The organism is Aliidiomarina soli, assembly GCF_003986975.1.
In the GTDB taxonomy this organism is placed as follows: domain Bacteria; phylum Pseudomonadota; class Gammaproteobacteria; order Enterobacterales; family Alteromonadaceae; genus Aliidiomarina; species Aliidiomarina soli.
The window spans coordinates 46022-59745 of the sequence record NZ_PIPO01000007.1; the positions used below are offsets into that span (position 1 = coordinate 46022).

Consider the following 13724-nt stretch of genomic DNA (forward strand, 5'->3'; position numbering starts at 1 on the left):
TAAATATTTTGTTGTGCTCGTAATCTCTGATTATTATCAACTGCTGACTGCATTAGCCGTTGACTGGAGATACCTAATGAAACTTATATTTACGCCCGATGCGACACCAACATTTGCGTTTGGCGGTCAGGTATTGTGGCGGGATTCTGTGGCCGCTCTCAAAGCGCTTGGGGTCTCCAGTCCGGCCTATATCATTCATCTGGTTTCGTCGCGGTGATGAACAGGCCAAGGATGGTTAAGGCAGTAATGATGGCAACGCTGTTTGTGAGTCCTCAAAGCTCGGCCGACTATATGGCTCCCTTGTTGGAGAGAGGTGCTTTCGGTGTGAGCTATGAACGAATAAAAGCGCTCGAACCCGCTGGGCTGAGTAACCAGATGGAGGCAACCTTCTATACCTTTGTTGGTCGTCAGGATCTGGCTGCTACTTTACAGGATATACCTGAGTCGCAGTCTTGTCTTACTGACGATGAAACCACTCGATTAACCCCTGCATCCTCGTGGTTAAGTGACGTGGTTGCTGATCATAAGGTGTTAATGTTCAATGAAAACCATTTTCGCATCGAAGCAAGAGTATTCGTGGCCAGTCAGCTTGAAATGCTGAAGTCTGCGGGCTTCACTCATATAGGTTTTGAGGCATTTCAGGCGGATCTGGCGGATAGTGAAGAGCTTTCTCCGGCACATGGTTTTTACACTCAGGAACCGACGTTTTCAGCGTTGATACGTCAGGCACAGGCTATGGGTTTTCAGGTATTTAGCTATGAATCGACGAGAGCAATAGCCGAGGGTGAGTCGGCATTCGAGGTGCGTGAAAGAACCCAAGCAACAAATATTCTCAGTCAAATTGAGCAAGCGAACGAAGACGCTCGGTTCGTAATCTTCGCCGGCTGGGACCATATTGCGGAAGCCGCAAAGGGGCCCGACGAACTTCGCTGGATGGCAGCACGATTAAAGGAACGGTCGGCTATTGATCCATTCACTATCGACCTTACCAGCTGTGGATATGCTGGCAGCGATTCTGCGTTGGCAAATTCTGGGATGGTGTTAGTAGATGATACCAATCATGCGCGGGTAACTGGTCAGTACCGAGGACTTGTCGACGCTCAGATCCATCTTCCGTTGCCTGGGTCGGACAGTTTGAAAACAGGATTCTATCGTCAGACTCTGGGCAACCCGGTGGTTATTGCAGATGAACTGCGACTTAGTGACGAGCCAGTCCTGGTCAGAGCTTACCAGCATGACACGGATGAGGTGGCTTACGACCAGGTTTTATTGTATCCCGGCGAGCATTTTCCGCTGTATCTGGCGCCAGGACATAGTTATCTACTCCTCAGTTATACCGCTGACGGCAGCATAGTTGGGGAGTTGGAGTACAATGAGCTGGCTGATATACAGCCTTAGCGTTGACTCTACATATAGAGCTTTAACAGGACTTTTTTATGAAATTAATTATTCTTTTTCTGGCATTAGGCCTGACTGGCTGCACGACTCAGGCATGGTATGAAGAGATTCGCTCGCGTCAGTTGCAGGAGTGCCGTAACGGGAATATTGAGGATTATGACGAGTGCCGTCAGCGGGTTGATAAATCGTATCCGCAGTATGAGCGGGAACGACAGAAAGTGATGGGTAAAAAATAAAAATCTTACTTAAAGGACTATGCTGATGAAAAGGAATCTGGTGTTTAGTTGTATTGCGCTGGCGCTGTTAGTGGGCTGTGATAGCTCGAAAACGGATGAAGAAATTCTGGCGAGCGGAGGCTATGTACTTGAGTATGAGCTTGACGGCGAAGCCTATGAAGTTCGTCGGGCAAATGCCGGGCAGTTCAACATTGCATGCCCGTCAGGGGTCACCTGTGACAGGGACTTTACGTATCGGGCACACAGCTTTAGTGACGAGAACCTGATGATGTATATGTCATTTTCGCCACTGTTAGTGGGGAATTATTCCTACGCCAGTATTATTCAGAACTTCAACTATGCATCGATGCGCATCGAGGTTCCATCGCTTAGCTCTGGTAATAGTGAGGTTTATTTCCAGCCGTTAAACCCGCTTCGGGAGCTCAATTTTGACGCGGATGTGTTTCGCACGTCCAGATTTGAACTTAGCCTCAACGCTTTTGAAGATGGGTACCTGAGCGGTACCTGGTCGGGTACAGTGACTGAACTGACGAAGAAGACTGAAGATCAGTCAGATGAGGATTGCTATGTGGATGACATCATGGGGGAATGCTACGAAGCGATTCCTGTGACCATGCCGTTCACCCTGCGTTTTAATATCGAGGTTGAACACTAAGCCAGGCCGGCGGGCTATCTGCCTGCCTTAACGTGCATCGAGGGTCAGCGACAGAATTTTAGACAAGTGTGCATAAGGCAGTTTTGTCTCCTGATGCCATTGGTTAAAGACCTGCTGTGCCTGTTTGAGACCTTTTTGGGTACCGGGCGTGGCATCCATAAGGTTGTGGTTTTGCAACGCAGTCACCACGTCTGCGGAAAGAACGAACCCGTCATAGCCGACCATGCGTAAAAAATACTGAGCGCTGGCGCCGCCCAGGCGCGAGCCGTTTTTCTTGAGCCAGAGCAGCAAGCCTGCCTGGTCGCTTGATGGCCATTGAGCGAGAAAGCTACCAAAGCTGCCATGGGTTTCTGCTGCTTCCATAATCATAAAGGCGTTACGCGGTACCGTGGCAATTTTCTGCATATTACGCACAATGCGCTCGTCGCGTGCCAGTGTTTCTAACCGCTCGGGCGGCACCTGTTGCCAGTAGGCTGGTACAAAGCCGCTGAATGCCTGTTCAAAGCCTGGCCATTTATTTTCAATAATGCGCCAGACGAAACCTGCCCGAAAGACACACTTAGTCAGTGCCGCCAGGTAGCGGTCATCGCCGAATTCGGTTAATTCGCGGGCGTTTGCGACATGCGGAAGACGCTCACGAACTGCTGCTTTACTGCCTTTTCGCTCGATCGCGAGCTGGTAAAAATGGTCGAACTTCATAGACGCCTCAACGGTAACTGTCGTTTTGCCAGGTAAGGAGAATACAATGGAAACGTCCGGGATTGTAGGTATGGTTTTTTTGCTAAACCAATGTGCAAACGAATCGCAGACAGGTACTCTTTACTTCACAGAAGGAAATACTCACCGTAGAAGGAGTGAACGGACCGATGAACGTTAGAGCAATGCAGGTAGTAGCTGGAGCCCTGTTGCTGGGACTAGCCGTGGGGTGTAGCCCACAGACGGAGATGACCGTACAACAACAAATCGAGCAACGTTTGCAGTTGAATGAGCGCCGATATGATGCTCTGCGTCAGCTTGATGATCAGGAACTGGCCCGGTTACTGTGGGAGGCCGAACAGCAGAACTATTACTGGGCGTTGGAAACGCTGGCTTTTGACTCAAAACCTTATGAAATTGAATATGCCCAGCCGCGCATGCATCGGCTGGGTGATTACGCGAGCATCGAGTCGATGACCGATGCTTATCTGGGGAGCTTATTGGTGAGTACCCAGTCAAGCTCCCGAGCGTGTTTTCGCTCTTCAAACGGGCAGGGCTTGTCACTGCATGAAGGGTTCTCGTTGCCGTTGGCACATCGTCTCAGATTGCAGAGTGTGCAGCTAGAAAGCGGAGAGTTACTGCAGGTAGCGGATGAGGACAGTAGCCAACAAGAAACAGCGGATATTATCCGTATGCGGGACGGCTATTGCTTTACCAAACCACGCGAAGAGAATGCCCCGCGAGCTGTTTCTGCGACAGCCGAGTTTTATGCTCAGTTGCCACAGGATGTTATTGAACTCGAACTGACCGCAGCGAATATTGGGCAGCCAGTTGAACAGAACGGGTACGTGGTGACCTTGCTTGAACTGAACAACTACTCGTATGCAATTGAAATTGAGAGCACTGACGGTGAGCCTACTGGGCTGCGCGAGGATGAGGTGATTGGCGAAGCCATTACTGCAAGTGGTCAATATATTCAGCGACGGGTTACCGGCCGCCAGCGTGGCGATCGGCAGCCGCGAATGAGTGAACTGCTTGGTCAATTGATTAGTAAGGCCGCTGACGGTGAGTTGAGCGTAAAGGATGCTCAGGCTGAGCTAGAAACATTTAATCAGTCTATTGAACAGAATGAAGGCGCTTCCTTGTATAACGCGTACGCTTTCCATGGTCCGGTGGAGACGGCTAAGGTGACCTTGCTGGCTGGCGAACACCAGCGGCGTGAGGTAAAGCAGACGATTGAGCTGCCGGTGTACTCATTCACTTCACCGAGCGCAGCAGAGCAGGTCAACCTGACGTCGTTGCCGCAGCTTCCTCTGACCCCGCCAGTTTATAACCATCGTAAGGAAGTGCGTGCTGAATATAGCGATTTGGATGCAGCAGCGATGTCGCAGCAGATCGAAATTCGCCAGCGTCGTATTTCACAGGCATCAGATCCGAGTATTACTTATCCCGCTCAGGTATTCTTCCATTACCCAGTGGTGCAAAGTGACCTCTTTATCCCTATTTTTGAGCGCTACAATAAGCCGAATGCTGGTGACGTGCATTTTTTTGCTGCAAGTGGAGAGCGGGTGGAGGTTGTCGAGGCTGATGACGATGGTGCGGACAGCCTGCCGTTTAGTTTTATGGTCAGCCGAATAGAATACGATCCCGCTCGCTTTGCGGTCACGCCGACCAGGTTGAAGGCGACCATTCCGGTTCTCACCGCCCCTGGGATTGTTAAAGACAGTTATCAGAAGGACCAGTTACCAGCGGGCCTCAGCTTGAATGGGAACCAGCTTATTATTGATTATGCTGAATTCACCCCCCGGGAAGTTGCCGATATGAACGAACGCATGGTTGAGCGACGAAACCAGGTCTTCACTCGGGACGAGCATGGCTATCTGGCGGAAATTGCTACATTGACGTTACCTCGTCGGGATGGGGAGCCGGTCGATGTGTATTATTTCCATGGCGAGCCGAACACGGTCGAGATTTGGTATCGAGGTGAGACTGAAACGGTGCCGTTCACAGTTGATATTGAACTTGCTCAGCCAGATTGAAGCTGTTTTTTGATATCAACGGTTTGTTTTAGTGGATGATAAAAGAAGCCCCGGCAACCTTGGTTACCGGGGCTTTTTAGACAGTAGATTAACTTACTCGACGTTGGTTTTCAGACCACGACGAATTAGCAGTGCTTCTGTAGTTGGCTCCTGACCACGGAATTCAATGTAAGATTCCATTGGTGGACGAGAGTTACCGGTTTCCAGAATAGCGCGGCGGTACAGGTTACCGTTCTCGCGTGACAGACCACCTCTGCTTTGTACGTAAGCAAAGGCATCCGCAGCCAGAATTTCACTCCACATATACGCGTAGTAACCTGCTGAATAACCACCACCAATGGAGTGGTTAAAGTAGGTCGACTTGTAGCGTGGTGGAACTGCCGGCATATTCACACCGTGCTTCTCTAACGCTGCAGCTTCGAACGCTTCTACGTCGTCGACGTTAGCGTCTGCATCCAGCATATGCCATTCCATATCGAGGAAAGCTGCCGCAATGTACTCAAGGGTATCGAAACCCTGGTTGAAGCTGCGCGACTGCATGATTTTTTCCAGCAGTTCGTCCGGGATAGGTTCGCCAGTTTCGTAGTGCTTAGCATAGTTGCTTAACACGTCAGGGTAGGCTGCCCAGTCTTCTTCAAAGGTAGACGGGAACTCAACAAAGTCACGCGAGACCGAGGTACCAGCTAACGACGGATAGTTCACGTTTGACAGCATACCGTGGATACCGTGACCCAGTTCATGGAACATGGTAGTGACATGGTCATAGGAAATCAGCGTCGGTTCACCCTCTGGACCTTTTGGAATGTTCATAACATTCACAACCACAGGTTTTTTCTCAAGCAAGTGCGACTGGCCAACAAAAGACGTCATCCAGGCGCCGCCACGCTTACCTTCGCGGGCAAAGTAGTCCGCGTAGAAAATAGCCAGGCTGGTACCGTCGTGATCAAATACTTCGTAGACTTCGACGTCCGGGTGGTAGGTAGGCAGGTCATCACGCTCTTCGAAGGTCAAACCATAGAGGCGGTTCATGGTGTAGAAGACGCCGTCATGCAATACACGGTTAAATTCAAAGTACTGACGTACTTCTTCTTCGTCTAAGTCATAACGTTCCTGACGCACCTGTTCAGCATAATAAGCCCAGTCCCACGGCTGGACCTCAAAGTCGCCACCGTCACGGTCGATCAGGGCCTGAATATCGGCCTGCTCAAGCTCGGTGTTGGCCACAACTGCTGGCACCATGCTGCTAAGCATTTCCAGTACGTTGCCAGGGTTTTCTGCCATGGTGTCTTGTAATTGGTAATCAGCCCAGGTGTCGAAGCCCAAAAGCTCAGCGCGTTCAGCGCGGATTTCGGTCAGGCGCTTCACCAGTGGACGGTTATCCAATTCACCTGAAGTACCACGATAGGCAGACGCTTCCCACACACGCTGACGCAGTTCGCGGTTATTCAGCGAAGACAGCACCGGCTGGCGGGTTGTGTTGGTGATGCTAAGCAGGTACTTACCTTCGTGACCAGCGTCCTGGGCAGCATTTGCAGCGCTGCGAATTTCGCTGGCTGACAGACCGTCGAGCTCTTCTTCGGAGTCAACCACTACAGCAATATCGCTGGTAATAGCTAGTTGGTTTTGCGCAAATTGAGTGGTCAGGTTAGCGTGTTCTTCGTTCAGCTCACGAATTTGCTGACGCTCTTCTTCGTTGAGCTTCGCGCCCGCACTGACAAAACGGTCATAGTAGACTTCAAGTAAGCGCTCAGCTTCAGAGTCCAGACCCAGTTCGTCCCGTTGGTTGTAAAGTGATTCAACGCGGGCAAACAGGTCAGCATTCAGATTAATGTCGTCTGAATGCGCTGACAGTTTCGGTGACAGCGTACGCTGAATGTCACGGCGCTGTTCATTGCTGTCGGTGCCAGTCAGGTTGAAGAAGACACGCGATACACGGGTTAATAACTCACCGCTTTTCTCCATCGCGACGATGGTATTTTCAAAGGTTGCAGGCTCTGGATTGGTCGCAATAGCTTCAATCTCGGCCATATGATCCTGCATGCCCTGTTCAAAGGCAGGTAAGAAATGGTCATCTTCGATGATGCTAAAGTCAGGGGCTTCGTACTGAAGTTCTGACGGTTGAGCGAATGGGTTGCTGGAATCCAGTTGAGCCGTGTCGTTGCCGGCAACCTGGGATTGAGTATTTTCAGAACCAGTATCGGCAGACGCATTGTCTGCCTGGTCTGAACATGCAGCGAGTGTTAACGCTGCGCTGACCGCGATAGCGGTTAGAGTCTTTTTGCGCATAAACATAAGAGCTTCCTGATAGTTACTTCGAACAAAACGTAAAGACTTTCCCCTATTTGGGTAAGAAATACAACCTGGATTAGACAGCGAAGCGACTAATCAGTGCGAAAAAGGGATAGATAACAAGCTAACTTAATCAGCCATGTTGATAATGATTCTCAATTACACTAAAGTTTGAGGACAGCATGGGAGTCATCACAATGAACAACGGTAAAGTGAGTTACACAAATTTTCTCAGAATTGCGACCCAGGAGCTGGAGTGCGGGCTGTATAAAGCGGCTGAGGTTTCGCTGGCGCGCTGTGTCCGGCTGGCGACCTCGTTTGTGACCCAGCAGCCCCCCAGCGATACTAACCTGGAAGCTTATTGCAAGGCGGTTATTTTGCTGGCGGCGACTAGACTGCGCATGCACCAGCAAGCCGCCGCGTTAAATGACTTTAGCCAGTCGCTGCATACCCTGAATCGACTCTATACAAGCAGCACCGAAAGTGACGCTCGAACGCTTATTCGGCGCTACCAGTGTGTACTGATTAGAGCGAATCAAAGCGCCTGTGCGTTGTCACGTCTGCACAGCTCGATGGGAGGGCACAATGATGGCAAACAAACCCCGTCACCCTTATATCATTGAGCCCGGCGCTCAGAACTCCGCTGCGGATGAAGAGGTAACGATCTGCATCAGCCGCTCGCGTCTACGGTTCTTAATGAGCAATGGCTATCTGGTGGCGAGTGACTTTAAATGCATAAATAACTGCGCCAAGTGTGTGGTCCGAGAACTGTTGATGGAGTGTGCCGCCAGTGATCTGGCAGCCAATGAATAAACAGGCCTGGGTATTACCTTTCAGGAATTCAGTTTTCCGGCGAGTAGTATTCAACACCGATTTGGATTCGTTCGCGGCCGTTTTCCATTCGCCAGCGGTTGGTGTCGCGTAAGGAATAGACGCAGCCACAATATTCCTGTTGATAAAACCGTTCGCGCTTCGCGATTTCGACCATCCGCGCGGCGCCACCCTGTTTGCGCCAGTTAAAGGTCCAGTAATGCATACCAGGGTAGCGAGCCACTGCACGTTGTCCGCAGTCGTTAATTTGCTCCATGTTCTTCCAGCGGGAAATCCCCAGGCAACTGGTGATGGTATCGAAACCATGTTCATGGGCGTAGAGTGCGGTGCGCTCGAAGCGCATGTCGAAACAGACGGTGCAGCGTTCACCGCGTTCAGGTTCCCACTCCAGCCCTTTGATCCGTTGAAACCAGTTTTTGCTGTCGTAATCCGCATCGATAAAGGGTATCCCAAGCTTTTCAGCAAAACGGATATTTTCCTCTTTACGCAGCAGGTACTCTTTTTCCGGGTGAATATTGGGATTGTAAAAGAAAATAGTAAAACGGATACCAGCGTCAGCCATGCGTTCCATTACTTCCCCGGAACAGGGGGCGCAGCATGAATGCAGCAGTACATGATCAGAACCGGTTGGGGTTTCTAATACGATAGATTCTGGTTTTTTCTTACTCATGGGCTCGCCTGCTGATTTTCCGTTCATCGATGATCTGTGGTGGATGATACCAAGTTGGTATCAGAACTGACAGATGCGGCTAAAATAGTTGTCCAGTTTTCGGTTGCTGACAGTCACGCACTGAGATTAACTTTAGCCTACCAAAGGTTTTTAACCGAAGGATTAATCCGATGCGAATAACTGATCAACAGATGCAGCAACGCTACTATCAGGCCTTGCTTGATAAAGACCCGTCCTACGTAGGAATTTTCTATGCCGGTGTGAAAACGACCTCGGTGTTTTGCATCGCCAGTTGTCGTGCGCGCAAACCCAAGCCGGAAAACGTCGAATTTTTTACCCATTATAAAGATGCTCTCGACCACGGTTACCGGCCGTGCAAGATATGCCGGCCCACCGAAAATGCCTGCCAGGCGCCACCGGCTGTAGCGCAGGCAATCGACATGGTGCGCAATGCTGAGAAAACCAAAGTGACCGACGAGCAGTTGCGGCAACGGGGAATAGGCCCGGAAACGGTGCGACGATGGTTTAAAAAGCACTATGGAATGACGTTCCAGACGTTTCAGCGAATGTACCGGATTAATCAGGCGCTGGAAGAGTTAAAGCATGGCCGGGCAGTAATAGACAGCGCTTATGAGACGGGCTATCAGTCGCTTAGTGGGTTTGGCTATACCTATAAAAAACTGGTTGGGCAGAAACCCTCGGTGAGCGCAGAGACGCAACCCATTTTACTTGACCGGCTTACAACACCACTCGGACCCATGTTGCTGGGGGCGACTGAAAAAGGTGTGTGTTTGCTCGAATTTGTTGACCGACGGATGCTGGAAACCGAATTCAGAGATCTGCAGCGGCTATTAAAAGCTCCCGTTATGTTGGGTGAAAATGACCATATCCGGCAAGCCAAAACTGAGCTTGAGGAGTATTTTGCTGGTGTGCGGCGCGAGTTCTCGATAGCGCTGGATATGCCCGGAACCGATTTCCAGCAGCAGGTGTGGCAAGGCTTGCAAACTATCCCCTACGCGCAGACCCGCAGCTACAAGGCACAGGCAGACTATCTGGGACGACCCACTGCGGTGCGCGCGGTCGCCAATGCCAATGGCTATAACCGGGTCGCTATTGTGGTGCCCTGTCACCGGGTGATTGGCAGCAATGGAAACTTAACCGGCTATGGCGGTGGGCTCGAGCGCAAGCGCTGGCTACTTGAGCATGAACGCAGTCAGCAGCAGGTTTAGGCGTAGCGCAGGCTACACTCTGGGGGCAAGTGAGCTACTCAGTGCCTGCCGGTAAGCCAGCAGGGCTGGTACGCAGCCGACCAGAAGCGCAATGGCAAAGATGGTCAAGCTTAAGAGCCCGCTATTATCCTGCCATACCTGCTGGCTGATAAAGACGCCAAAGCGTTGCGCTATATAATGCTGGCCGAAAACCATCAGGCCGCGCACCGCAGCCCAGCTAAGGGCAATGGCCGTGAGGGTGATGATTGCCACTTCCGCCTGCAATAACCAGAATACATGAGCCGGTCGGGCACCAGTGGCACGAAGCACCGCAATTTCCCTCTGCCGTTCTTTCATTGACGCCAGTAAAGTGGTGATCAGGCCGGCGAATGCGGCAAACAGGACTAAATAACTGACCAGGAGTAGCAGGCGTTCAACCCCGCCTATCATCTGCCACAGCTCGCCCAATGCGACACCGGGCAAAATAGCGGTGAGCGGCTCCTGGCGGTAGCTATTAATTTGCCGCTGCACTGCAAAGCTGGCTACTCGTGATTTCATACCGACAAAAAACGCGGTGATGGCATCTGGGGTCAGATCGGTTGCGCTGGCTTGTTGCGGGCTGACCTCCTGTCCCGGAATAGGAACGCCATGTTGCCAGCCAAGATGAATTGCTTCGATCGCCTCAAGTGAGACATGCAAGCTCTTGTCAACAGGTGTGCCGGTGGGGGCAAGGATACCTGTCACTGTAAAGGGCATCTCATCGTGATGGATAAAGCTGGTCGACCCTGCGCCATGACTGATTACAACCTTGTCGCCGAGCTGATAATTCAGTTTTCGCGCGACTTCCGCGCCCAGAACGACATCAAATAGCGCGGTAAATGGTTGACCCTCCAAGAATTGAAGTGACTGACGGTCAGCAAACTGAAGGTATTGAAAATAGTCGCGACTGGTACCTATAACGCGATAGCCACGATGAGAATCACCGAGTGAAATGGGCACCGTCCATTCGATTTGACGGTGCTGACGAATGTGTTGATAGCTTTCCCAGGAGATATTATTGGTAGGGTTGCCAACCCTGAACACGGCGTAGAGAAGCAAGTTCAGTTGTCCGGAGCGGGCCCCAACAATCAGATCCACCGCAGAGACTGAACTGGTAAAGCTCTCTTTCGCCTGATGCCGGATATGGTTAATACTGAATAATAAACTCAGGCTGATGGTCAGTGTCAGCAAGGTCATCAAGGCGGTGATGCGTCGGTTCCATAAGCTCCGACAGGCAATTTTTATAAGCATGTGGTGACATTACCCTGGTCAGTTTGCATGCTCAGCACGCGTGGGAAATGCTGCTTTAGCGCGTCGTCGTGGCTAACAAACAGAACAGTTGTCTGCACCGCTTTACTTTGCTCGAGTAGTAATTTGAGAAACGCGTCACGGTTATCGGCATCCAGCGCAGATGTCGGCTCATCGGCAATCAGCAACGCTGGTTTACCGATCAGGGCCCGGGCTATAGCAACACGCTGTTGCTGACCCACGCTTAGCTGGCTGGCGGGGCGATGAAATAAATCCTGCGCGATATCAAGCCGGCCCAGAAGCTCAGCTGCGCGTGTTTTATAGTCGTGCAACGAATGGCCGGCAAAGTGGACAGGTAACAGAACGTTATCCAGCAGATTAAGGTATGGAATCAGGTTCAGTTGCTGGAATACAAAGCCGATACTGTTTGCGCGCAAATGGTCGCGTTGACTGGCGGAAAGGCGGTGCAGTGGATGGTTGCCGACCCAGACTTCACCGTCGCGGACTGCTGTAATACCAGCCAGTATGCTAAGCAACGTACTTTTGCCACTGCCCGATGGCCCTTTAATAAAAACCTGCTCGCCGCGGCGGATCTGCAGCTTTTCGATAGATAGACGCCAGGTGCCGGGACCTGGCCAGGCGAACGTAAGCTGGTTAATAGCGACTGCGTTTACTTGCATTAAAGGCACCAGAGGGGTAATTTATTGTTACGTTATAACATATGGTTTTGGAGGTGCCAATGTGTTCTATGCGGGTTAGTCAATGGGTAGTACTTGCCGGGTTAATGATCTCAGCTGTTGATGTAGAGGCGGACACGCCAGTAACAATAGAGTGGGTTGAATTGATGCCCGAGCACCTCCTTGAGGCGCTCGATAACTTGCCGATGCTTGAGCATGATTACAGTGATGATGCGGTCGATCCGTTTACCGATGAATGGAACGACCCCTACGCAGACGCCTGGAATGACATACTGACATCTACCGAAGTGGTTACCCGCTACGCCGATACTGTTATTCGCCTGCCCGGGTATATTGTGCCGCTGGATATCGATGATAAGCAGCGGGTGCGGAGTTTTTTTCTGGTGCCATATTTTGGTGCATGTATTCACGTACCTCCGCCACCGCCAAATCAGCTGATCTATGTCGACGAGGTACCGGCCGAGGTTAATTTACGGGTGGAGGATATGTACACGGCATACTGGTTAACAGGGCGGCTTAGTCTGGAAATTAACTCGCACGAGTTAGGTACGGCTGCCTACCGGGTGAAAATGCAGACTATCGAGCTGTACCAGTATCAGTTTGACGAATGAAGGCGCAAGCCTGGTTGACTCGCATTTAAGCTTGAATGGCCATGGTTAGTTTGTGTTAACCATTGCAGTTCAATACGATCGATTTTGCTGTAGCGAGCCAGAAAAGCAGATGCGTCCAGTTGCCTCGGCCGGGTATCTTCACATTGCCAGTGTATTTCCACTTCAATGTCTGCATGCCCCGAATGCTCGGAGTTCAGCAGTGGGGTAAACGCATGCCGCTGGGTCGCCTGACAGGTTCTCGCTGTTTCCTCATCGAGCCAACGCGCTTGTTTAAGCCAGTCAAGATGCGAGGTTATGTCTTCTGCTTCCTGGGTTGTTGCTGGGGCCCGCTCCAAACCCAGAATATCACCAGCAGGAACCACCAGGGTCAGCATCACCTCCAGCTCGATACTGGCAAGGCTAGCCTGTGCTTCTCCGTGAACATGTGTGCCGTGCTGGCGATGGTGGGTATCATCTGAATGAGCGACTGCCAGAGTCGGTAATGACAAGGTTAAAATACACAGCACAGATTGAATTGTTTTCATGAATCACCTCAAAACGACGTTCGTGGCCACCAGGGCGGCAAAACAGCAAACTGCCAATCGACAAATGTTATGTTATAACATATTATATCCACCGGCTAGTCCCTAATTGAGGTGGTAACAATGACCAAATTAAGCAAAGATAAAATTGCAATGTGTTTGTCGGCACTCTGTATCTGTCACTGTGTGCTTTCGCCCCTGTTGGTGGTTGGGCTCGGAACTGGTTTAATGCTTAACTGGCTGACGGGCGAGTGGGTGCATCTGGTGCTGATAGTTCCTGTGGCATTGCTGGTGGCTATTTCTATCGTACCGGGGTTTGTAAAGTATGGCCGTCAGCGGCCGTTCTGGTTTGCCGGGACAGGCCTGATGCTGATGACTATCAGTTTGCTGGTACATGGCTGGCTGGAGGTGGTGCTTGCGTTAATAGCTGGCTGCTTGCTGTTCACGGGCCATTTCCTGAATGCTCGGGCATCGCATTGCGAGCATCTGGCAGCCGCTGCAGTGGATGAAAAGGCGCTATAGCAGGGCAGCAGGTGCCTGCATGTTTATTCATTAAAGCGCAAAAATTATTCAGTCAAACTGTCA

15 protein-coding genes are annotated in these 13724 nt (G+C 51.1%); 9 read left to right on the forward strand and 6 right to left on the reverse strand.

Annotation, left to right across the window (positions count from 1 at the left end):
- Positions 1-76: 76 nt before the first annotated feature.
- From CWE14_RS14730 to CWE14_RS14100, 4 genes are all read left to right on the forward strand, one after another.
- Entirely contained in the window at positions 77-217 is a 141-nt protein-coding gene (locus CWE14_RS14730) for a hypothetical protein (RefSeq protein WP_157981835.1), read from the forward strand.
- 107 nt (positions 218-324) lie between these two features.
- Positions 325-1398, forward strand: a complete 1074-nt coding sequence (locus tag CWE14_RS14090; RefSeq protein WP_126799970.1) for a hypothetical protein — start codon at positions 325-327, stop codon at positions 1396-1398.
- 38 nt (positions 1399-1436) lie between these two features.
- A complete protein-coding gene (locus tag CWE14_RS14095) occupies positions 1437-1634 on the forward strand; it encodes a hypothetical protein (RefSeq protein ID WP_126799971.1) in 198 nt (65 codons plus the stop codon).
- Between the two features lie 25 nt (positions 1635-1659).
- Positions 1660-2289 (forward strand): hypothetical protein, encoded by a 630-nt coding sequence (locus tag CWE14_RS14100; RefSeq protein WP_126799972.1) that lies wholly within the window; start codon positions 1660-1662, stop codon positions 2287-2289.
- 27 nt (positions 2290-2316) lie between these two features.
- Here CWE14_RS14100 and CWE14_RS14105 read toward each other — a convergent pair whose 3' ends face one another.
- Complete coding sequence (locus CWE14_RS14105; RefSeq protein WP_126799973.1) at positions 2317-2988, reverse strand: DNA-3-methyladenine glycosylase I; 672 nt, start codon at positions 2986-2988, stop codon at positions 2317-2319.
- A gap of 167 nt (positions 2989-3155) precedes the next feature.
- On the opposite strand from CWE14_RS14105, the gene CWE14_RS14110 reads away from it, so the two are divergent.
- Entirely contained in the window at positions 3156-5024 is a 1869-nt protein-coding gene (locus CWE14_RS14110; protein ID WP_126799974.1) for a hypothetical protein, read from the forward strand.
- Positions 5025-5117: 93 nt separating this feature from the next.
- Here the strand turns inward: CWE14_RS14110 and CWE14_RS14115 are convergent, their stop codons facing one another.
- A complete protein-coding gene (locus tag CWE14_RS14115) occupies positions 5118-7310 on the reverse strand; it encodes a M3 family metallopeptidase (protein ID WP_126799975.1) in 2193 nt (730 codons plus the stop codon).
- 200 nt (positions 7311-7510) lie between these two features.
- Here CWE14_RS14115 and CWE14_RS14120 point away from each other — a divergent pair, with 200 nt between their 5' ends.
- Positions 7511-7936: a hypothetical protein gene (locus tag CWE14_RS14120; protein ID WP_126799976.1), complete on the forward strand. Its 426-nt coding sequence runs from the start codon at positions 7511-7513 to the stop codon at positions 7934-7936.
- Positions 7937-8154: 218 nt separating this feature from the next.
- Here the strand turns inward: CWE14_RS14120 and CWE14_RS14125 are convergent, their stop codons facing one another.
- Complete coding sequence (locus CWE14_RS14125) at positions 8155-8814, reverse strand: epoxyqueuosine reductase QueH (protein WP_126789040.1); 660 nt, start codon at positions 8812-8814, stop codon at positions 8155-8157.
- 170 nt (positions 8815-8984) lie between these two features.
- Here CWE14_RS14125 and CWE14_RS14130 point away from each other — a divergent pair, with 170 nt between their 5' ends.
- Entirely contained in the window at positions 8985-10043 is a 1059-nt protein-coding gene (locus tag CWE14_RS14130; protein WP_126799977.1) for a bifunctional transcriptional activator/DNA repair enzyme AdaA, read from the forward strand.
- Positions 10044-10055: 12 nt separating this feature from the next.
- Here CWE14_RS14130 and CWE14_RS14135 read toward each other — a convergent pair whose 3' ends face one another.
- Positions 10056-11312: an ABC transporter permease gene (locus CWE14_RS14135; RefSeq protein ID WP_126799978.1), complete on the reverse strand. Its 1257-nt coding sequence runs from the start codon at positions 11310-11312 to the stop codon at positions 10056-10058.
- Positions 11303-11989, reverse strand: coding sequence for an ABC transporter ATP-binding protein (locus CWE14_RS14140; protein ID WP_126799979.1), 687 nt, complete (start codon positions 11987-11989; stop codon positions 11303-11305). Before CWE14_RS14140 ends, CWE14_RS14135 begins: the two co-directional genes overlap by 10 nt.
- Positions 11990-12057: 68 nt before the next feature.
- Here CWE14_RS14140 and CWE14_RS14145 point away from each other — a divergent pair, with 68 nt between their 5' ends.
- Entirely contained in the window at positions 12058-12618 is a 561-nt protein-coding gene (locus tag CWE14_RS14145) for a DUF3299 domain-containing protein (protein WP_241972424.1), read from the forward strand.
- Here the strand turns inward: CWE14_RS14145 and CWE14_RS14150 are convergent.
- Positions 12603-13142: a ZrgA family zinc uptake protein gene (locus CWE14_RS14150; protein WP_126799980.1), complete on the reverse strand. Its 540-nt coding sequence runs from the start codon at positions 13140-13142 to the stop codon at positions 12603-12605. The genes CWE14_RS14145 and CWE14_RS14150 overlap by 16 nt on opposite strands.
- Before the next feature lie 120 nt (positions 13143-13262).
- Here CWE14_RS14150 and CWE14_RS14155 point away from each other — a divergent pair, with 120 nt between their 5' ends.
- Positions 13263-13661, forward strand: coding sequence for a MerC domain-containing protein (locus CWE14_RS14155; protein ID WP_126799981.1), 399 nt, complete (start codon positions 13263-13265; stop codon positions 13659-13661).
- Positions 13662-13724: the final 63 nt, after the last annotated feature.